Annotated in this window: 18 protein-coding genes and 1 pseudogene; 14 read left to right on the top strand and 5 right to left on the bottom strand. The window is 68.3% G+C overall.

Annotation, left to right across the window (positions count from 1 at the left end):
* The 7 genes from ACT4N8_RS04305 to ACT4N8_RS04275 all read left to right on the top strand — a co-directional run.
* Positions 1-352 (top strand): AI-2E family transporter (locus ACT4N8_RS04305; RefSeq protein ID WP_444856902.1); only part of this gene is annotated, 352 nt, incomplete at its 5' end.
* Positions 349-2,331, top strand: coding sequence for a M28 family peptidase (locus ACT4N8_RS04300; protein ID WP_444856901.1), 1,983 nt, complete (start codon positions 349-351; stop codon positions 2,329-2,331). The genes ACT4N8_RS04305 and ACT4N8_RS04300, both read left to right, overlap by 4 nt.
* A gap of 40 nt (positions 2,332-2,371) precedes the next feature.
* Entirely contained in the window at positions 2,372-3,880 is a 1,509-nt protein-coding gene (locus ACT4N8_RS04295) for a S10 family peptidase (RefSeq protein WP_444856900.1), read from the top strand.
* A gap of 11 nt (positions 3,881-3,891) precedes the next feature.
* On the top strand, positions 3,892-4,269 hold the full coding sequence (locus tag ACT4N8_RS04290) for a histidine triad nucleotide-binding protein (RefSeq protein ID WP_444856899.1): 378 nt from the start codon (positions 3,892-3,894) through the stop codon (positions 4,267-4,269).
* Positions 4,270-4,371: 102 nt separating this feature from the next.
* Positions 4,372-5,979 carry an amino acid permease gene (locus tag ACT4N8_RS04285; RefSeq protein ID WP_444856898.1) on the top strand — a complete coding sequence of 536 codons (1,608 nt, stop codon included), beginning with the start codon at positions 4,372-4,374 and terminating at the stop codon, positions 5,977-5,979.
* 29 nt (positions 5,980-6,008) lie between these two features.
* A complete protein-coding gene (locus tag ACT4N8_RS04280; protein WP_444856897.1) occupies positions 6,009-7,586 on the top strand; it encodes an alanine/glycine:cation symporter family protein in 1,578 nt (525 codons plus the stop codon).
* A 61-nt stretch (positions 7,587-7,647) separates the two neighbouring features.
* Positions 7,648-7,806: a hypothetical protein gene (locus tag ACT4N8_RS04275; RefSeq protein ID WP_444856896.1), complete on the top strand. Its 159-nt coding sequence runs from the start codon at positions 7,648-7,650 to the stop codon at positions 7,804-7,806.
* A 93-nt stretch (positions 7,807-7,899) separates the two neighbouring features.
* Here ACT4N8_RS04275 and ACT4N8_RS04270 read toward each other — a convergent pair.
* Positions 7,900-8,895: pseudogene (locus ACT4N8_RS04270) on the bottom strand (adenosine kinase).
* A gap of 107 nt (positions 8,896-9,002) precedes the next feature.
* On the opposite strand from ACT4N8_RS04270, the gene ACT4N8_RS04265 reads away from it, so the two are divergent.
* The 5 genes from ACT4N8_RS04265 to ACT4N8_RS04245 are packed head-to-tail and all read left to right on the top strand — an operon-like array spanning position 9,003 to position 14,374.
* Positions 9,003-9,497: a dihydrofolate reductase gene (locus tag ACT4N8_RS04265; RefSeq protein ID WP_444856895.1), complete on the top strand. Its 495-nt coding sequence runs from the start codon at positions 9,003-9,005 to the stop codon at positions 9,495-9,497.
* A gap of 34 nt (positions 9,498-9,531) precedes the next feature.
* Positions 9,532-10,470, top strand: coding sequence for a bifunctional riboflavin kinase/FAD synthetase (locus ACT4N8_RS04260; RefSeq protein WP_444856894.1), 939 nt, complete (start codon positions 9,532-9,534; stop codon positions 10,468-10,470).
* A gap of 12 nt (positions 10,471-10,482) precedes the next feature.
* Positions 10,483-13,434 (top strand): isoleucine--tRNA ligase, encoded by a 2,952-nt coding sequence (ileS, locus tag ACT4N8_RS04255; protein ID WP_444856893.1) that lies wholly within the window; start codon positions 10,483-10,485, stop codon positions 13,432-13,434.
* Complete coding sequence (gene lspA, locus ACT4N8_RS04250; protein WP_444856892.1) at positions 13,427-13,960, top strand: signal peptidase II; 534 nt, start codon at positions 13,427-13,429, stop codon at positions 13,958-13,960. Before ileS ends, lspA begins: the two co-directional genes overlap by 8 nt.
* A gap of 3 nt (positions 13,961-13,963) precedes the next feature.
* Positions 13,964-14,374 (top strand): DUF3035 domain-containing protein, encoded by a 411-nt coding sequence (locus tag ACT4N8_RS04245; protein ID WP_444856891.1) that lies wholly within the window; start codon positions 13,964-13,966, stop codon positions 14,372-14,374.
* Between the two features lie 108 nt (positions 14,375-14,482).
* Here ACT4N8_RS04245 and ACT4N8_RS04240 read toward each other — a convergent pair whose 3' ends face one another.
* Complete coding sequence (locus ACT4N8_RS04240; protein WP_444856890.1) at positions 14,483-15,235, bottom strand: TorF family putative porin; 753 nt, start codon at positions 15,233-15,235, stop codon at positions 14,483-14,485.
* Between the two features lie 92 nt (positions 15,236-15,327).
* Between ACT4N8_RS04240 and ACT4N8_RS04235 the strand changes: the two genes are divergently transcribed.
* Positions 15,328-15,675 carry a hypothetical protein gene (locus ACT4N8_RS04235; RefSeq protein WP_444856889.1) on the top strand — a complete coding sequence of 116 codons (348 nt, stop codon included), beginning with the start codon at positions 15,328-15,330 and terminating at the stop codon, positions 15,673-15,675.
* Here the strand turns inward: ACT4N8_RS04235 and ACT4N8_RS04230 are convergent.
* From ACT4N8_RS04230 to sseA, 3 genes are read right to left on the bottom strand one after another with little or no spacing between them, the layout of a single operon-like run.
* Complete coding sequence (locus tag ACT4N8_RS04230; RefSeq protein WP_444856888.1) at positions 15,647-16,939, bottom strand: mechanosensitive ion channel family protein; 1,293 nt, start codon at positions 16,937-16,939, stop codon at positions 15,647-15,649. The genes ACT4N8_RS04235 and ACT4N8_RS04230 overlap by 29 nt on opposite strands.
* Positions 16,936-18,144: a cystathionine beta-lyase gene (gene metC / locus ACT4N8_RS04225; RefSeq protein WP_444856887.1), complete on the bottom strand. Its 1,209-nt coding sequence runs from the start codon at positions 18,142-18,144 to the stop codon at positions 16,936-16,938. Before metC ends, ACT4N8_RS04230 begins: the two co-directional genes overlap by 4 nt.
* A complete protein-coding gene (sseA, locus tag ACT4N8_RS04220) occupies positions 18,102-18,941 on the bottom strand; it encodes a 3-mercaptopyruvate sulfurtransferase (protein WP_444856886.1) in 840 nt (279 codons plus the stop codon). The genes metC and sseA overlap by 43 nt, the downstream gene beginning before the upstream one ends.
* A 142-nt stretch (positions 18,942-19,083) precedes the next feature.
* Between sseA and ACT4N8_RS04215 the strand changes: the two genes are divergently transcribed.
* A partial coding sequence (locus ACT4N8_RS04215; RefSeq protein ID WP_444856885.1) for an SspB family protein occupies positions 19,084-19,464 on the top strand: 381 nt, incomplete at its 3' end.

Raw genomic sequence — 19,464 nt, 5'->3', positions numbered from 1 at the left:
CGCTTTGGTCTGGGCGGCGCTCGCTTTCTTCGCCGATTTCATCCCGCGCATCGGCGGCTACATCATGGCCTTCCCGCCGGTCATCCTCGCGCTCGGCCAGGGGCCGATGGCGGCGCTCTGGATCGTCGTCTTCTACATCGTCTCGAACGAGATATTGGGCAGCATCGTCGCGCCCAAGATCCGCGGCGCGACGATGGCGATCCACCCGGTCGCGATCATCTTCTTCACGCTCGCCTTCGCGCTCGCCTTCGGCCTGCTCGGTGCCCTGGTGGCGACCCCGGCGGCGGCCTTCGCCTCGGCCTATTACAGCGAATTCTATTTGAAGCGCGCGCTCCGCCGGAGCGAGCATTGATCCGCGCCGCCGCCGCCTTGCTGTTGGTCCTCGCCACAGCCGCGGCGGCGCAGGTCCGGCCGTCGCAGCATCCGCCCTTGCTCCCGCCCGCGCAAGGCGAGGCGATCGGCGCCGAGGTCTCGGGCGGCGCGGCGCTGCGCACGGTGCGCGCGCTCTCGCTGCACCACCGGATGCGCGGCTCGGAGGGCTATCGCGCCGCCGCCGAGGCGATCCGGGACCGCCTCACCGACTACGGCCTCGAAGGCGTCGAGATCATCTCGCTGCCCGCCGACGGCCGCATCTTCTACGGCACCCAGCGCTCGCGCCCCGGCTGGAACGCCCGCTTCGCCGAGCTCTGGGAGGGCTCCGAGCGGATCGCCTCCTGGGCCGAGCAGCCGATCAGCCTCGCGCAGGACAGCGTCTCGGGCCGCGCCGAGGCCGCGCTGGTCGATATCGGCGCGGGCACGAGCGAGGGCGACTATGCGGGCCGGGAGATACGCGGCCGCCTCGTCCTCACTTCCTCGCAGCCCGAGGCGGTGGCGGACCTTGCCGTCGGCCGCTTCGGCGCGGCGGGAATCGTCTCCTGGGCGCAGAACCAGCGCACCGCCTGGTGGGGCGAGGATGAGAGCCTGGTCCGCTGGGGCCATCTCGACACGTTCGGCGATCATCCCACCTTCGCCTTCATGGTCTCGCCCGGCCGGGCGAGGAGCTGGCAAGCGCGGCTGGCTCGGGGCGAGACTGTGCGCCTCCGCGCCGAGGTCGACGCGGGCCGCTCCCCAAGCGCCTACCTCATCCCGACCGGGATCATCCCCGGGCGGCGGCGCGACCGGGAGATCGTCTATTCCTGCCACCTCGATCATCCCTCGCCCGGCGCCAACGACAACGCCTCGGGCTGCGCCGGCATCCTCGAAGTGGCGCGCAGCCTCAGCCGCCTGATCCGCGACGGCCGGCTGCCGCGCCCGGACCGGACGATCCGCTTCATCTGGCCGCCGGAGATCGAGGGCACAATCGCGCTCTTGAACGCCCGCCCCGAATTCGCGCGGCGGACGCTCGCCACCATCCATCTCGACATGATCGGCGGCGACACCGAGACCACCGGCTCGATCCTGCGCGTCCACGGCTCGCCGCCGAGCCTGCCGAGCTTCGTCTCCGACGTCGGCTTCGCCTTCGCCGATTATGTGAACGCGCAGTCGCTCGCCTATGCGAGCACCGGCGAGGCCTTCATGCCGCTCGTCGATCCCGACGGCGGCCGCCGCGCGCTGCAGGCGGAGGTCGGCGGCTTCTCGATGGGCAGCGACCACCAGGTCTGGGCGGAGGGCAGCTGGCGGATCCCGGTGATCTACATCGCCGACTGGCCCGACCGCTACATCCACACCCAGCGCGACGTGCCGGACAATCTCGATCCCACCAAGCTGCGCCGCGCCATCTTCATCGCGGCGGCTTCGGGCTATTTTCTGGCAAATCTGACCGACGCCGCACGCCGAGAACTCACCGAGGTGTTCGTCGTGGCTGCGACGCGACGGGGCGGCGAAACAATGCAGCGATTCCGTTCCTTGCCGGACGACGCGAGCGGGACCTCTCCGATCGGCAATGCGCTGCGACATCTTCGCGCGAGGAACGCGGAGATTATGCGCTCGGTCGCGCGGTTTGGGCTTTCGGAGGCCGGATCAAGCGCGGACGCCCCTTCAGAGAGGACTCCCGTAGGCCCCGTCTACCGCCGCATCCTCAACCAAGGCCCGATGAACGGCTTCGGCTATAGCTGGTTCGACGACCGGCTCGCCCGCGCGGGCCTGTCCCGGCCGCGGCTGCTGGCGCGCGAGGATTATGGCTGGGGGCCGAGCCTGCCCTACGAGGCGCTGAACCTGGTCGACGGGCGGCGCAGCGTCGGCGAGATTCGCGACGATCTCGCCGCCAGCGTCGGCGACGCGCCCATCGAGGAGGTCGCCGAATATCTCGACACGCTCGCCCGGTTGGGCGTGCTTGAAGCAGTGCCGCGCTGATGCAATAGCTGCCGCCCTGACCAGATCCGGGGAAGTTCACTTGTTCAAGCGCAGCCTGATCGCCCTTTGCGCCCTTGCCCTCGCCACCGGCCTCGCCGGGACCGTCGGCGCCCAGCCCGCCGCCGAGAAGTCCGAGCGCAAGGGCCCGCCCGCCGACCGCGCGCCCAACGTCTCGGTCACCCGCCATACCGGCACCTTCGGCGGCCAGCGGATCAGCTACACCGCGACCGCGCGCGAGACCTTCCTGCGCGCCGAGGACGGCACGGCGCGCGCCGCGATCTTCTCCGTCTCCTACGTCCGCGAGCCGCGCGATCCCAACCGCCCGGTCACCTTCCTGTTCAACGGCGGTCCCGGCTCGGGCTCGGTCTGGCTGCACATGGGCGCCTTCGGCCCGCGCCGCGTCGCCATCCCCTCCGACGGCACCGACGACGGCGCGCCGCCTTACCCGATCGTCGACAATCCCGATTCTTTGCTCGACGTCACCGATCTCGTCTTCATCGATCCGGTCGGCACCGGCTTTTCCCATGCGCTCGGCGAGACCAATCCGCGCGATTTCTGGGGCGTCACCCAGGATGCGCAGTCGATCGCCCAGTTCATCCGCCTCTGGCTCAACGAGAACGGCCGCTGGAACTCGCCCAAATATCTCGGCGGCGAGAGCTACGGCACGACCCGTTCGGCCGCCGTGCTCAACCAGCTCGAGGGCGCCTATAACGACGTCGCGCTGAACGGCGTCATCCTGATCTCGACCGTGCTCGATTTCGGCGCCGGGGCGGATACGCCGGGCAACGAGATGACCCATGTCCTCAATCTGCCCTCGATGGCGGCGACCGCGCTCTATCACGGCAAGGCGACGGCGCCGTCGGTCGAGGCCTTCGTCGAGGAGGCGCGCCGCTTCGCGATCGGGCCCTATGCCCATGCCCTGCTCCAGGGCCAGGCGCTCGGCGCGGAGGAGCGCGCCAACGTCCGCCGCGAGCTCGCCCGCTTCACCGGCCTTTCCGAGCAATATCTCGAGCAGGCGGACCTGCGCGTCACGCCGTCGCGCTTCTACAAGGAGCTGCTCCGCGATCGCGGCCTCACCATCGGCCGGCTCGATTCGCGCTATACCGGGCGCGACTATGACAATGCCGGCGAGGAGCCGGACAACGATCCGAGCTTCTTCGGCATCGACGCGGGCTACACCGCCGCGGTCAACCAGCACCTGCGCGACACTTTGGGCTTCCGCACCGACCGCTCCTATGTGACGATCGGCTCGGTCCAGCCCTGGGACTGGCGGCTGGGGCAAGGGCGCGACAGCGACGCCTATCTGAACGTCGCGCCCTATATCGGCCGCGCGCTCCGGGAGAATAGCGGCCTCCGCATCTTCGTCGGCCAGGGCTATTACGATTTCGCCACGCCCTTCTTCGCCGCCGAATATTCGCTTTCGCGCACCGGCATCCCGCAGGACCGCATCCACTATCGCTATTACGGCTCGGGCCACATGATGTACGTCCGCGACGACGACCGCGTCGCGCTGAGCCGCGACGTCCGCGAGTTCATCCGGGCGCGCTAGGAGAGTCGCTGATGCCGATCGACGCCACTCAACCTTATGACGAAAGCAATATCTTCGCCCGCATCCTGCGCGGCGAGCTGCCGAGCGAGACGGTCTATGAGGACGATTACGCGCTCGCCTTCAACGATATCCGCCCGGCGGCGCCGACCCATGTCTTGGTGATCCCGAGGGGACCCTACGTCTCGTGGGACGATTTCTCCGAACGCGCCTCGGACGCGGAGATCGCCGGCTTCGTCCGCGCGGTCGGCAAGGTGGCGCGGGACAAGGGGCTGGTCCCGCCCGGCTACCGCCTGCTCGCCAATGTCGGGGCGGATTCGGGCCAGGAAGTGCCGCATCTCCACGTCCATGTTTTCGGCGGCAAGCCGCTGGGGCCGATGCTGGCGCGATGACCTGTGCCGATAGAGGCTTGCCCCGAACGAATTAGCGGCTAGGCTCCGCGCCAAACAAAAAGGCAGCGGCGTCACGCCCGCAAGGTTCAGGGGAAAAAGACCATGATTTTCGGGCGCGTAAAGCCTCTCGACGCCATCCTCGCCAGCGCCGAAAAGAAGGGGCTCCACCGCTCGCTGGGCGCGCTTCAGCTGACCCTGTTCGGCGTCGGCTGCATCATCGGCACCGGCATTTTCGTGCTGACCTCGGTCGGCGCCCAAAAGGCGGGCCCCGCGCTGATGATCAGCTTCATCATCGCCGGCGCGGTCTGCGTCGTCGCCGCGCTCTGCTATGCGGAAGTCGCCTCGATGGTGCCGGTTTCCGGCTCGGCCTATACCTACAGCTACGCTGTGCAGGGCGAGCTCCTCGCCTGGACGGTCGGTTGGGCACTGCTCCTCGAATATGCTGTCGGCGCCTCGGCGGTGTCGGTCGGCTGGTCGAACTATTTTACGAACTCGGTGCTCGAGGCGTCGCTGGGCATAGACTTGCCGGCCTGGCTCAGGACCGGCCCTCTCATCTTCGGCGGCGCGCCGGGCGGACTCATCAACCTTCCCGCGGCGCTGATCGCCCTGCTCGTCACCGCCTTGCTCGTCATCGGCACCAACGAGAGCGCGCGGGTCAACGCGGTGCTGGTCGCGATCAAGGTGACCGCGCTCACCGTCTTCGTCGTGCTGACGATTCCGGCGATCGAGGGCGACAATTTCAGCCCGTTCATGCCCGGCGGCGTTTTTGGCGGCTTTGGCTCGGGCGTCGGCGTGCTCGGCGCGGCGGCGACGATGTTCTTCGCCTATATCGGCTTCGACGCGGTTTCGACCGCGGCCGAGGAAACCAAGAACCCGCAGCGCAACGTGCCGATCGGCCTGATCGGCAGTCTCGCCATCTGCACGATCTTCTACATGCTGGTCACGGCCGGCGCCATCGGCGCGATCGGCGGCGACCCGATCACGGGCTCCGGCGGCGCTCCGCTCGGCACCGGGTCGCCCGAGCTCGCCCGCCAATGCGCGCTGCCCGCGAATGCCGAGACCCTGGTCTGCTCGGGAGAGCCGCTGGCCCACGTCCTTCGCACGATCGGCTTCGGCACGATCGGCAACATGCTCGGCTATGCCGCTTTCATCGCGCTCCCATCTGTCATCCTGATCCTGATCTTCGGGCTGACTCGGATATGCTTCGTCATGGGGCGCGACGGCCTCCTCCCGGAGAGGCTCGCGACGGTTCACCCGAAGTGGAAGACGCCGCACATCGTCACCATGATCACCGGCTGCGTGATTGCCTTCCTCGCGGCGCTGTTCCCTGTCGGCCAGCTCGCCGACATCGCCAATGCGGGGACGCTGTACGCGTTCATGATGGTGGCGATCGCGGTTTGGATGCTGCGCCGCCGCGATCCCGGGCGGACGCGTCCGTTCCGCGTGCCGGCGCTGTGGCTGGTCGCGCCGCTGACCATCGTCGGCTGCGTATTCCTGTTCCTCAACCTACCGACGGAGGCGCTGATCGGGCTGCCGCTGTGGGGCGGGATCGGTCTCGTGATCTACTTCGCCTACGGCTACCGCAAGAGCCACCTCGGCCGTGGCCTGATCGAGGTGCACGAGCCGGAAATCCACGACATCGAGCCGTCGATCCCCGGCGTCGACGAGCGCGATCCGCTCGATCCGCCGCGCCGGCCGCCGGGGCTTTGAGACACGCACAAGACTAGCGGGAGCAGATCATGGCGGCAGCGCAAGCGGACCAGGCGGCGGCCGAACAGGCGCCCGGACTGATCGACCACATCACCAACGTCTCGGATTTCATCTGGGGCGGCACGTGGAACGGCGAGGAGGTGCTCCTGCTGCCGCCGATGGTCGTGATCCTGCTCGGCGCGGGCCTCTATTTCATGATCGGACTGCGCTTCTATCCGATCTGGAAACTTGGCAGCGCCTTCGCTAGCCTGTTCAAAAAATCGGGCGACAAGGGCGCCGGGGAAATCTCTCCGTTCGCCGCGCTTTCGACGGCTTTGTCAGGCCAGGTCGGCACCGGCAATCTGGCCGGCGTCGCCACCGCGATCACTCTGGGCGGACCCGGCGCGATCTTCTGGATGTGGATCACCGCCCTCTTCGGCATGGCGCTCGCCTTCGGCGAAGGCGCGCTCGCGATCCGCTATCGCGAGCGCACCAAGGAAGGCGTCTACCGTGGCGGACCGATGGCCTACATCACTTACGGGCTCGGCCCGAAATGGAAGTGGCTGGCGATCCTGTTTTGCCTCGGCACCCTGGTCTCGGCCTTGGTCACCGGCAACGGCATCCAGGCCAACAGCTTCGGCGATTCGGTCAACGAGCTGACCGGGCTCGACGAAATGTACGGAGGGCTCATCGCGGCCGTCGCCGTCTTCGTCGTCATCATCGGCGGCATCAAGTCGATCGGCGCGGTCGCCGAACGCATCGTGCCGGTCATGGCGATCGCCTATATCGTCATGGCGATCATCGCGCTCATCCTCAATTTCGGCGATCTGCCGGAGACGTTCGGCCGCATCTTCGGCGGCGCGTTCAACGCCCAGTCGGCGACCGGCGGCTTCCTCGGCGCGGCGATCATCATGGCGATCCGCGCCGGCGTCGCGCGCGGCCTGTTCTCGAACGAGGCGGGCCAGGGCTCCACCCCCATCGCCCATGCCGTCGCTCAGACCAACGATCCCGCCGCCCAGGGCCGCTTCGCGATGATGGGCACCTTCATCGATACGATCGTCATCTGCACGATGACGGCGCTCGTCATGCTCACCGTCACGGGCGACTTCACCGCCACCGTCGGCGGCGCGACTGTGGCCGTCGAGCACGCCTGGCAGTCGGACCTGAACGGCTTCGCGATGACCTCGGGAGCATTCGCCGCCGCCTTTCCGTTCCAGATCGCCGGCATTCCGCTCGGCACCCTGATCGCCTCGGTGGCGCTGCTGCTGTTCGTCTTCACCACCCTGCTTACCTGGAGCTATTATGGCGAGCGGGCGATCACCTATCTCTACGACCAGGTTCCCGGTGCGACCTTGGGCGGCGAGAAGGTGCTCCACATGATCTGGCGCGTCCTGTGGTGCGCGGTGATCTTCATCGGCTCATTCGCGCCGCTGGAGCTGATCTGGCGGCTGGGCGACATTTCCAACGCCGCCATGGCGCTGCCCAATATCATCGCGCTGATGGCGCTCTCGGGCGTGGTCTTCGCGCTTGCGCGCGGCCAGCGCTGCGCGGGCCCCGATCATGGCCGTGAGGCACCATCGGAACTCGTGGAGGAAGCGGCGCCCGGCGGAGCCCCGGCGGCGGACTGAAAGCGTCACGGCTGACGACCGGGGACGCGAAACCGGGCCGGGCGCGGCGCGTTTGACGCGCATGGCCACCGAACCCCCGCCCGAAACCCATCCGCCCGATCCGGCCCGGCCGCCCGAGCCCACGCAGCCGCCGCAGCCCAGCGAAGCGCCGCCCGAGATCAACCCGCCCCAGCCGGACGTGGACGTGCCCAATCCGGCGACGCCCCCGCCGCCCGACTAACCCGTCATCCCGGCGAAGGCCGGGATCTCGGGACGGAATATCGCATGAATCGCCCTGAGGCCCCGGCCTCCGCCGGGGCGACGCGTGTGCCCCTCAGCCCAGCCGTTCGGCCACCAGCGCCTTCAAATCCGCCTCGGGCCGAGCGCCGTAGTGGGAGATCACCTCGGCCGCGGCGATCGCGCCGATGCGTAGCGACTCCTCCAGACTCCGCCCCTGGGTCTGCCCGAACAGGAAGCCGGCGGCGAAGAGATCGCCGGCGCCTGTCGTGTCGATCACCTTGCCCACCGGCTCCGCCGCCACCTCCGCGCGCTCACCGCCTTGCTTCGCGATCGCGCCCTGCTCGCTGCGGGTCACGACGAGGGTCTCGACCTTGCCCCGCACCGCCTCGACCGCGAGGTCGAAGTTGAGCGCCCCGGTCAGCATCATGATCTCCGCCTCGTTGGCGAAGAGGATGTCGATGCGGCCGGTGTCGATCAGCTGGTTGAAGCCGTCGCGGTGGCGGTCGATGCAGAAGGTGTCGGAGAGAGTGAAGGCGATCTTGCGCCCGGCCGCGCGCGCCACCTCGATCGCCCGCACCATCGCGTAGCGCGGCGTCTCCGGGTCCCAGAGATAGCCCTCCAGATAGAGAACCGCGCTGTCGCGGATCTGTGCCTCGTCGAGCGCGGCGACGGGAAGGAGCTGGGCGGCGCCGAGGAAGGTGTTCATCGTCCGGTGCGCGTCGGGCGTCACCAGCACCATCGAGCGCGCCGTCGGCACGCCGAAATCCCGCGCGGGCGTGGTGAACTCGACCCCGGTCTAGGTGAGGTCGTGGCGGTAGAATTCGCCGAGCTGATCGGGCGCGACCTGACCGATGAAGCCCGCCTTGCCCCCCAAGGCCGCGATTCCCGCCGCCGTGTTGCCCGCCGAGCCGCCGCTCACCTCGCGCGCCGGGCCCATATGGTCGTAGAGCCGGGTCGCCTCGTCGGCGTCGATCAGCCGCATCATGCCCTTGCTGAGGCCCTCGCGCTCGAGGAAGGCGTCGTCGCAATCGGCGATGATGTCGACGATCGCATTGCCGATGCACAACACGTCGAGGCGGGGGTCGGTCATTCAAAGCGCTCCTGTCGGGAAAGCGTGGCCCCTAGCCGCCGCGCTGAAGCCCGGTCAACCGCGCCGCTTCGCTTGGCATGGGGTTCGCCGCTCCCCATAAGGCGCGCATGACCCCCGCGCCCGATCTCACCCTCGTCGTCGCCCGCGCCGACAATGGCGTGATCGGCAAAGACGGGCGGTTGCCCTGGCACCTCCCCGCCGATCTGAAGCATTTCAGGCGGGTCACGATGGGCGGCGCGATGATCATGGGCCGCAAGACCTTCGACAGCCTTCCCGGCCTGCTCCCCGGCCGCCGCCACGTCGTCCTCACCCGAGCTGCCCGGTGGCGGGCGGAAGGCGCCGAGGTGGCGCGTTCCGTCGAGGAGGCGCTTGGGCTGGCGGGCGAGGGGGCGTCGGTGATCGGCGGCGCCGAGATTTTTCGGCTGCTGGAGCCGCATGCCGACGCGGTCGAGCTGACCGAGATCCACGCCCCGTTCGAAGGCGACACGCTGCTCCCGCCATTCGATCCCTCAACCTGGCGCGAAGTCTCCCGCGAGGATCACCCCGCCGAGAATGGCCACCCCGCCTTCAGCTTCGTCCGCTTGGAGCGCGTCGGCGGCTAGGCACGGCCGCCGCCGCTTTCTATAGCATTGCCCCATGGAGCGCCTGGACGGGAGCTCGGCGGTTCCGGCACGCTATCGCGGCGGCATCGTCGCGCTCGGCAATTTCGACGGCTTTCACAAGGGCCACCAAGCCGTGGTGGGCCGCGCCGTGTCGCGCGCCCGCGCCGAAGAGCGCCCGGTGCTCGTCGCCACCTTCGATCCGCATCCGGTGCGCCATTTCAAGCCGGACCTGCCGCCCTTCCGTCTGACCACATTGGATCAGCGCGAGCGGCTCTTCGCCGCCGCCGGAGCGGACGCGATGCTGGTCTTCCGGTTCAACGCCGAGCTCGCCGCGGTCGACGCGCGCGATTTCGTCACCGATCATCTCGCCAGCCGGATCGGCGCCGCGGGCGTCGTCACGGGCGAGGATTTCACCTTCGGCAAGGGCCGGGGCGGCAACGTCCAGGTGCTCAAATTGCTCGGCCAGGCCAACCGGCTCTCGGTCGATGCGGTCGCGCCGGTCTATGAGGGCGACGAACCGGTCTCCTCCAGCGGTATCCGCGAGGCGCTCGGCGAGGGCGATTGCGAGACCGCCGCGCGCCTGCTCACCCGCCCCTTCGCGATCGAGGGCGTGGTCGAGCATGGCGACAAAAGGGGCCGCGAGCTCGGCTATCCGACCGCGAACCTGCCGCTCGGCAATTACCTGCGCCCGCGCTTCGGCGTCTATGCCGTGCGCGGGAGGCTGGAGGATGGCAGCGTGCTCGACGGCGTCGCCAATCTCGGCACCCGCCCGATGTTCGACGAAAAGGAGCTGCTCGAGCCCCATTTCTTCGATTTCGACGGCGATCTTTACGGCCGGACGATCGAAGTCTCGCTGATCCACTTCCTGCGCGACGAGCAGGTCTTCGACGGGCTGGACGCGCTTACTGCCCAGATCGGCCGCGACGCCGAAGCCGCCCGCGCCCGGCTTGCCGCCGTCCCACCCCTCGCCTAAGTCCCCCGCTCCATGTCCGATCGCCCAGACTACCGCTCCACCGTCTTCCTCCCCAAGACGGACTTCCCGATGAAGGCCGGCCTTCCCGCCAAGGAGCCGGGCATCCTCGCGCGCTGGGAGGAGATGGGCCTCTACCGCCGCCTGCGCGAGGCGCGCGCGGGCCGCGAGAAGTTCATCCTCCACGACGGCCCGCCCTACGCCAACGGCGACATCCATATCGGCCATGCGCTCAACAAGGTGCTGAAGGACATGGTCGTGCGCACCCAGACCCTGCTGGGCAAGGATGCGCCCTACGTGCCAGGCTGGGACTGCCACGGCCTGCCGATCGAGTGGAAGATCGAGGAGGAGTACCGCAAGCGCAAGAAGAGCAAGGACGAGGTTCCGCCCGCCGAGTTCCGCCGCGAATGCCGCGACTATGCGGCGAAATGGGTCGAGGTGCAGCGCGAGCAGTTCAAGCGTCTCGGCGTGATCGGCGATTGGGACAATCCCTATCTCACCATGGCGCCCGAGGCCGAGGCAGTGATCGTCGCCGAGCTGATCAGGTTCGCGGAGAGCGGCCAGCTCTATCGCGGCGCCAAGCCGGTGATGTGGTCCCCGGTCGAGAAGACCGCGCTCGCCGAGGCAGAGATCGAATATGAGGACATCACGTCCACCCAGATCGACGTCGGCTTCGAGATCGTGGAGGCGCCCAATTGCCCCGCCATTCAGCAGGCTGCCACAGAGCTTCGGCGCATCGCTGAGACGTTCAAGGCGGAGTATCCTGATCTCCCTGGACGCGATCCGTTCGTGGAAGTTGCTGTGTGGACCACCACGCCTTGGACGATTCCTGTCAATCAGGCGATCGCCTACAATCCCGAGGTCACCTATGCTTTGTCATGGGAAGGCGGCGTAGCTCGCGCCTATCTCGTGGCCGAAGCATTGCTCCCGGAGTTTGAACGACGCACCGGTATCGTCGCGGGCGATGCACCTACCTTGATCAGCGGTCATGAGTTGGCGGGGGCGGTCGCCCGCCATCCGATGCACCGTCTCGGCGGCTTCTACGCCGCGCCGCGGCCGTTCCTTCCCGGGGAGTTTGTCACCACCGATCAGGGCACGGGCCTCGTCCATATGGCGCCGGACCATGGCGAGGACGATTTCGAGCTGTGCAAGGCGCACGGTATCGGCCCGGTCTTCGCGGTCGAGGGCGACGGCCGCTATCGCGACGACTGGCTCTGGCTCGGCGGCGCCGACGAGCGCCGCATGTCGGTGATCAACCCCAAGTTCAACGCCCCGGATGGGCCGATCTGCTCGGATCTGCGGGATGCCAGCGCCCTGCTCGCGGCGAGCGCTGACTTCAAGCACTCCTACCCGCACTCATGGCGCTCCAAGGCCAAGGTGATCTTCCGCTGCACCCCGCAATGGTTCGTGCCGATGGACCGGGTGCTGACCCACCTGCCCGCGAAGACGCCGGCGGAGCGCCGCTGGGAGAATGAAGGCGGCGCGATGGATCCGGCCGACGAGGGCCGGTGCGCCTCGCCGACGCTGCGCGAGGCGGCGATGCAGGCCATCGCCGACACCCGCTTCGTGCCGGAGAAGGGCCGCAACCGGATCGGCTCGATGGTCGAAGGACGCCCCGATTGGGTGCTCTCCCGCCAGCGCGCCTGGGGGGTTCCGATCACGCTCTTCGTGAATCGTGAGACCGGCCAGTATCTGGTCGATCCCGAGGTCAACGCCCGCATCGTCGCTGCGGTCGGGGAGAAGGGCGTCGACGCCTGGACCGACGAAGCGGCGCAGGATTTCCTCGGGTCCGCCTATGCGTCAGAGGATTACGAGCGCGTCTCCGTCATTCTCTATGTCTGGTTCGATTCGGGCTGCACCCTCTTCTTCACGCTGGAGAGCGGGCGCTGGCCCGACCTTCAATGGCCCGCCAGCCTCTATCTGGAGGGCTCGGACCAGCATCGCGGCTGGTTCCAGTCGTCGCTGCTCGAAAGCTGCGGCACGCGCGGCCGGGCGCCCTATGACGCGGTGCTGACCCACGGCTTCACGATGGATGCCGCGGGCAAGAAGATGTCGAAATCGCTCGGCAACACGGTCGATCCGCTCAAGGTGATGGAGGAGTTCGGCGCCGACATCATCCGGCTCTGGGCGCTCTCGGTCGATTTCACCGAGGATCACCGCATCGGCCGCGAGATCCTGCAGGGCGTCGCCGATCAGTATCGCAAGCTGCGCAACACCTTCCGCTACCTGCTCGGCGCGCTCGACGGCTTCTCGGACGCGGAGCGGGTGACGGACGCGCGCGAGATGCCGGAGCTGGAGCGCTACGTGCTCCATTTGCTTGCCGAGATGGACGCGAAGCTCAAGCAGGCCGTCAACGGCTTCGATTTCAACGCCTATGTCCGGCTGATCACCGATTTCGCCAATGACGATCTCTCGGCCTTCTTCTTCGATATCCGCAAGGACAGCCTCTATTGCGACGCGTCGGCGAGCCCGAAGCGCCGCGCCTGCCGCACCGTGCTCGACCTCCTCTTCCACGCCATGGTCCGCTGGACCACGCCGGTGCTGGTGTTCACGACGGAGGAGGTCTGGGGTACCCGCTATCCGGACGCCGACACCGTCCACCTCCTCGAATGGCCCGAAATCGACGCGGGCTGGCGCGAGGACGAGCTCGCCAATCGCTGGGCGCTGATCCGCGCCACGCGCGAGCGCGTCACCGAGGCGATCGAGCCTTTGCGGCGTGAAAAGGCGATCGGCTCCAGCCTCGAGGCCAAGATCCTCTATCCCGATCTGGCACTCGACCTGACCGAGGAGAGCCTCGCCGAGCTTGCGGAAATCTACATCGTGTCCGAAATCGTGCCCGGGCAGGGCGAGGGGATCGAGGTGACGCGCACGGACAATCTCAAATGCGGTCGCTGCTGGCGGCATCTGCCGGAGGTCGCCGAAGATGGCGGCCTCTGCGCGCGCTGCGAGGGAGTGGTGAATGGCTGACGTGACCGCCGCGCCGGCAAGCCTGCGGCTGAAGAGCAACCGCTCCGCCGCCTTCGTCATCGCCTTCCTGATCTTCGTTTTCGATCAGGCGACGAAATGGGTGGTGACCTATCCGCTCCAGCTGCGCCAGGTCGACACGATCGAGATCCTGCCTTTCTTCGATCTGCGCTGGGTCGAGAATCGCGGCGTCTCGCTCGGCCTGCTCTCGGCTGGGAGCGAATTGGGCCGCTGGCTGCTGGTCGGGATGACCGCGGCGATCGCCACCTTCGTCGCCGTGTGGATGTGGAAGGAGAAGCGCCGCGACGATTCGGTGGCGCTCGCGCTCGTCCTCGGCGGCGCGCTCGGCAACATCCTCGATCGCGCGCGTTTGGGCTATGTCGTTGACTTCGCGGACCTGCATTTCGGCGAATGGCGGCCTTTTTTGGTCTTCAATGTCGGCGACGCGGCGATTACCATCGGGGTGCTGCTTTTGCTTGTCCGCGCGCTCCTGATGCGCGATGGCAAGGACAAGAAGAAGGAATCCTGAGTCATGCGTTTCACCCGTCTCGTCCTGGCCGCTTCGGCCGCCGCCCTGCTCGCCGGCTGCGTCGGAGGCGGGCCGTTCAACCGCGCCCGTCCCGACGAATTCATGGTCGCGCGCAACCCGCAGCTGATCGTGCCGCCCGATTATGCCTTGACCCCGCCGCGCGCGGGCGAGGCCGATCCGGGGACGGACAGCCGTGCCCAGGCCCTTCAGGCCCTGTTCGGCGGACCGCAGGCGCGCTCCACGGTCGAGCGTAACCTGCTCCAGGTCGCGGGCGCGAACGAAGCCGTGCTCGGCGCCCGCTCGGTCGCCGGCGACCCGCAGACCACGGTCGTCAACCGCGGCGCGCTCGTTCAGACCATCGTTCAGCTCCCTCAAGGCGACGGCCAGGAAGCCTCGGTTTCCACCCCGCAATAACCGTCATCCCGCTCTGACCCGTCATCCCGGCGAAGGCCGGGATCTCGGGACAAGATGTCGCGTGAAACTCCCTGAGACCCCGGCCTTCGCCGGGGTGACGGGTTTGCTCTAAAAGCCGATATTGACCGTCACGACCAGCCCGGCATCGCGCCCGGGCCCGCTCGGCAGGTCCGTATCCACATAGCGCAGGCCGATCTCGTTGACCGGCACGCCTTCGAGCTGAAGATGGTGGGTCACGCCCAGCGACCAGTTCCAATAATCGCCGAATGCGGTGGAATCCTGCCGTCCCAGCTCGGCGCTGAACGCCCAGGGGCGGAACGGCACGGTGACGTCGACCCGACTGTAGAGATAGAGCATGTCGCCGCCGCCCAGCGCGTCCTGATCGGGCGCATAATGGGCGCCGGCGGTGAACGTCGCCGGGCCGATCAGATAGGAGAGCGAGGCATAGGGCTCGACATAATCGTCGGCGCCCCGCCCGTCCCCGGCGAAGACGGAGTAGAGCAGGCCGCCGTCCATCGAGAAGCCGCCGCCGAGCTGGCGCGAATAGCCAAGGAAGAGGTCGGTCTGGAGGTCGCCCAGGTCGCGGCCGCGATAGGGGTCGATGCCGCGGAGGGTCGTGGCGCGAGTGCCGGCATAGAGTCCGCTCTCGTGATAGACGGTGAGGCCGACGCGCCCCGATGGATCCTCGTCCGAACGCGAGACGCCGCGAAAGCGGAAGTCGCTCATCAGATCGATGTTCAGCGAAGGATCGATGGCCCCCGGGCCTTCCCGCAGCGGCGCCTCCTCGACGGGAGCCTCCTCCTGCGCCAGCGCAGGCGCGGCGGTGAGGATGGCGAGGGCTAGGGTGGTCGCGCGGATCATCATGGTCTCCTAGCGCCGCCTGCCTGAATGCCGGGCGACAGGCAATCCGCGTTAGCGCTTCGTTAGGCGCCCCGGCCTAGTCTCGGCCCGTCATGACGCATCAGGCGACACCTTCCGCCGCATCGTCCGGCGCCGATCCGGGCCGCCAGGTCGCGCAGCTCCACGAATTGAAGCGGCTGGTCGAGCGGATCGCGCGCCGCGCGCCGGCGGCTCAGGACGCCGCGCTCGACGAGGCGGCGCGGACCAGCGAGGCATACGACCGCGCGCCGCCGATCGCCCAGCGCCGCTTCGACGCGCTCGCCGCGGAAAGCGCCGCCTGGGCCGCCGCCGGAGTCGAGGCACTGCTCGCCGCCGAGGGCAAGACGCCGCTCGCCGCCGCCGGACGGCTGGCCGACGCGCTCGATCGCACGCTCAGCGAGCTGGCGGCGCTGCTTCGTTAGACGGGGCCGCGGGCAGGCTCTTCACGTGAATGTCGCGCTGCGGGAAGGGGATCTCGATCCCGTTCTCCTTGAACAAATGCCAGAGCCGGGTGAGGATTTCCGACTGGACGTTGCCGACGCCGGCCTCGGGATCGCGGATCCAGACCAGGATCTCGTGATCGACCGAGCTGTCGCCATAGCCGCGCAGCCACACGGTCGGCTTCGGGCTGGGGAGGACCCGCTTCGAGGCGCCCGCCGCCTCCACCATCAGCTTCTGCGCCAGCACGATGTCGCATTCGTAGGAGATGCCGACCGGAATGTGCACGCGCACGTCGCGGCTCGAATAGGACCAGTTCTCGACCTCGCGGGTCATCAGATCCTCGTTCGGGATCAGGTGCTCCTTGCCGTCGCGGGTGATCACCGAGACCGCGCGCACGCCGATCTTGGTGACGTGGCCGAACGTCTCGCCGACGACGATCACGTCGCCCGGCTTGATCGAGCGGTCCATTAGCAGAATGATACCGGCGAAGAGATTGCCGACCGTCTTCTGCAGCCCGAAGCCGACCGCGAGCCCGAGGGCGCCCGAGAAGACGGCGAGCGCGGTGAGGTCGATCCCGGCCAGATCGATGCCGATAAAGAAAGCGATCGCGATGATCACAATCGCGGCGAGCTTCTGGGCGAGCAGCTGCTGGGTGGGGTCGAGCCCGCCCGCGCTCTTTAGCGTGTGACCGACGAGACGGTTGGCGAGCTTGACGCCCGCATAGAGGGCGAGCAGCGCGACCCCGATCTGGATCACCGAGAGCAGGCTGACGCGGCGGCTGCCGATCGCGAAGCCGGCGCTGTCAAGCAATCGGGTGACTTGGGTGAGACCGCCGATCGCGTCCGCCAGCACGGCGATAAAGACGACGAGCGCGAGCGAGAAGGCGATCCAGCGCGCCAGCTCCAGCCCGCGGACCACGTTCGCGATCAGCAGCGCCACCGAGGATGCGGCGATGAGGCCGAGCAGCAGCGCCGCGAGCGGCGGCCAGGGCCAGACGTTGAGCGCCAGGGTCAGCGCCAGCCAGGCGGTGAGATAGCGCACCAGCGCGCACATCCGCTGACCGATGCCCTCGGTACGCACCCCCGCCCGCCGCTCCCAGAAATCGGCGAGCAGCGGCCCGAGCCAGCGCCCGGCGACCCAAGCGACGAGGCCGGCGCCGACCGCGACCGCGCCGGCAATCCCCGCCATCGCCAGATCCGGCGCGGCGGGGAGATCGAGGCCGAGGTCGGTCGCGAGCCTGTTCATGCGTCCTTTCCGTAACGGGCGAGCCCGTTCGCGAGGTCCGCGATCAGATCGTCGGGATGCTCGAGGCCGATATGGAGGCGGACGAGCGAGCCGTCCCACTCGGGCCGCGTCGCCGTCCTGGGCGGATCGACCGGCACGGCGAGGCTCTCATAGCCGCCCCAGCTGTAGCCGATGCCGAACAGTTCCAGCGCGTCGATCAGCCGCGCCCGCTCCGCCTCGCCGCCGTCGTTTAGGACGAAGGAGAAGAGGCCCGACGACCCCTTGAAGTCGCGCCGCCAGAATTCGTGGCCGGGACAATCTGGCAGGGCGGGGTGGAGCACGCGCGCCACTTGCGGCTGGTCCTTAAGCCAGCGCGCGACCTTCAGCGCGCTCGCCTCGTGCTGCTTCAGCCGCGTCTCCATCGTCCGCAGCCCGCGCAGCGCCAGCCACGCGTCGTCAGGGCTGACTGTATGGCCGAGGTCCCAGCTGGCCCGCTCCAGCGCCGGATAATAGTCCGGCGTGGCGGTCGCAGTGCCGAGCAGGAGGTCGGCATGGCCGCCGACATATTTGGTCGCGGCGAGGACGGTGATGTCGATCCCGGTCGCCAGCGCTGGAAAGAAGAGTGGCGTCGCCCAGGTGTTGTCGAGCAGGGTCGCGACGCCCCGCGCCCGCGCCGCGGCGCAGATCGCCGGCACGTCCTGAATCTCCATGGTCAGCGAGCCGGGACTTTCGAGCAGGATCGCGCGGGTGCGCTCGCCGATCAGGTCGGCGATGCCCGCGCCGACCAGCGGATCGTAATAGCGCGTCGCGACGCCGTAGCGCGCCAGCAATCCGTCGCAGAAACGGCGGCTGGGGCCGTAGACATTGTCCGTCACCAGCAGCTCGTCGCCAACCGAAAGGACCGAGAGCAACGCGGCGGTGACCGCGGCGAGCCCGGAGGAATAGAGCATCGTCCCGCCCGCCCCCGGCTCGAGCTCTGTCATCGCCTCGGCCAGTGCCCAATGGTTCGGCGTGCCGTGCAGGCCGTAATAGGCCTGGCCGAAGCGGGGCTTGGCGGCGTTCAGCTCGGCGACGCTGTCGAACAGGATGGTCGAGCCGCGATGGACCGGCGTGTTGACCAGATTGCCGCGCCATGCCTTGCGCCGCCCGGCCTCGACCAACCGGGTCCCGGGCTTCAGATCCTTCACGCGCCCACCGCCTTGGGGAGGTCCGGATCGGCGCCCCATTCGCTCCAGCTCCCGTCGTAGAGCCGCACATCATGCTTGCGGAGCAGATACGCGGCGAAGAGCGGCACCGCCGCGGTCACACCCGAGCCGCAGCTCGTCACCATCGGTTTGCCGAAATCGACGCCCGCCCTCTCGAACAGCGCGCGCAGCTCCTCGCGGCTTTTCCATGTATTGTCGGCGTTGAAGAATTCGGTCTGCGGCAGGCTCTTCGCGCCGGGAATGTGGCCGGAGGCGAGCCCGGGCCGCGGCTCGCCTCCCTCGCCGGCGAAGCGCGACGCGGGGCGGGCATCGACAATCTCGTGCGTGCCCTGGCCGATCAGGCCGAGGACGAAGCCCTTGTCGGCGACCCCTTCACGATCGAGCGCCGCAGTGAAATGGCCGTGGCGGTGAAGGTCGCGGCCGATCTCGAATGGCCGCCCCTCCGCCATCCATTTCGGCATCCCGCCGTCCAGGATCGCGGCGAAATGCACGCCGAAAACCTTCAGCATCCACCACACCCTCGCCGAGGTGTGCAGCGGCGAATTGTCGTAGACGACGAAGCGGTTGCCGTCGCCCAGTCCCAGCGACTGCATCCTGCTCGCGAACTTGTGCGCGCCCGGCAGCATATGCGGCAGCGGGCTCTCCGTGTCGGCGATCTCCTCGATGTCGAACCGCACCGCGCCCGGGATGTGCGCCGCCTCATATTCGGCGCGGGCGTCGCGCGGGTCGCCGGGCAGGAAGGCGGTCGCGTCGATCACGCGCAGGTCCGGCGCGCCCAGCTCGGCTTCCAGCCATGCGGTCGAAACGAGCGGGTCCATCGGCGCTCCCGGGCTTGTCCGGAAGCGTCTTAGCCCGCGCTCAGCCGAAGGTGAAGGCGAAGGCCTGCGCGCCGGGATCGAGGAACTCGATCTCGAACCGGCGCTTGACCCGCTTTCCCGCCGCGCTACGAGTCGTGAGGCGATGACCGAGCAGCCGCCCGACAGCCTGATTCCCTATGACGAGATCGTCCAGGAGGCGCTGCGCGCGGTCGTCGGCCGGGTGCTTGGCGAGGTCGAGGCGAGCGGCGCGCTGCCCGGCGGCCACCATTTTTACATCACCTTCAAGACCGGGGCGGCGGGCGTCGATATCCCGAAGCATCTGTCGGAGCGCTTTCCGGACGAGATGACGATCGTCATCCAGAACCGCTTCTGGGACCTGAAGGTGCGCGAGGACGGGTTCGAGGTCGGCCTGAGCTTCAACCAGGCGCCGGCCAAGCTCACCATCCCCTTCTCCGCGATCACCGGCTTTCACGACCCGGAAGTCAATTTCCAGCTTCAGTTCCAGGCACAGGATGACGACGGC

It is taken from the genome of Sphingosinicella sp. (genome assembly GCF_052387495.1).
Lineage (GTDB): Bacteria > Pseudomonadota > Alphaproteobacteria > Sphingomonadales > Sphingomonadaceae > Allosphingosinicella.
Note: the sequence above shows the minus strand (reverse complement) of the source record. Positions and strands in the feature narration are given on the sequence as shown.

Bases quoted from the DNA above. Each gene is read 5' to 3' on its own strand.
- ACT4N8_RS04290 (WP_444856899.1), top strand. From the start codon at position 3,892: ATGCCGATCGACGCCACTCAACCTTATGACGAAAGCAATATCTTCGCC.
- ACT4N8_RS04285 (WP_444856898.1), top strand. From the start codon at position 4,372: ATGATTTTCGGGCGCGTAAAGCCTCTCGACGCCATCCTCGCCAGCGCC.
- ACT4N8_RS04280 (WP_444856897.1), top strand. From the start codon at position 6,009: ATGGCGGCAGCGCAAGCGGACCAGGCGGCGGCCGAACAGGCGCCCGGA.
- ACT4N8_RS04275 (WP_444856896.1), top strand. From the start codon at position 7,648: ATGGCCACCGAACCCCCGCCCGAAACCCATCCGCCCGATCCGGCCCGG.
- ACT4N8_RS04265 (WP_444856895.1), top strand. From the start codon at position 9,003: ATGACCCCCGCGCCCGATCTCACCCTCGTCGTCGCCCGCGCCGACAAT.
- ACT4N8_RS04260 (WP_444856894.1), top strand. From the start codon at position 9,532: ATGGAGCGCCTGGACGGGAGCTCGGCGGTTCCGGCACGCTATCGCGGC.
- ileS (WP_444856893.1), top strand. From the start codon at position 10,483: ATGTCCGATCGCCCAGACTACCGCTCCACCGTCTTCCTCCCCAAGACG.
- lspA (WP_444856892.1), top strand. From the start codon at position 13,427: ATGGCTGACGTGACCGCCGCGCCGGCAAGCCTGCGGCTGAAGAGCAAC.
- ACT4N8_RS04245 (WP_444856891.1), top strand. From the start codon at position 13,964: ATGCGTTTCACCCGTCTCGTCCTGGCCGCTTCGGCCGCCGCCCTGCTC.
- ACT4N8_RS04240 (WP_444856890.1), bottom strand. From the start codon at position 15,235: ATGATCCGCGCGACCACCCTAGCCCTCGCCATCCTCACCGCCGCGCCT.
- ACT4N8_RS04235 (WP_444856889.1), top strand. From the start codon at position 15,328: ATGACGCATCAGGCGACACCTTCCGCCGCATCGTCCGGCGCCGATCCG.
- ACT4N8_RS04230 (WP_444856888.1), bottom strand. From the start codon at position 16,939: ATGAACAGGCTCGCGACCGACCTCGGCCTCGATCTCCCCGCCGCGCCG.
- metC (WP_444856887.1), bottom strand. From the start codon at position 18,144: ATGGGGCGCCGATCCGGACCTCCCCAAGGCGGTGGGCGCGTGAAGGAT.
- sseA (WP_444856886.1), bottom strand. From the start codon at position 18,941: ATGGACCCGCTCGTTTCGACCGCATGGCTGGAAGCCGAGCTGGGCGCG.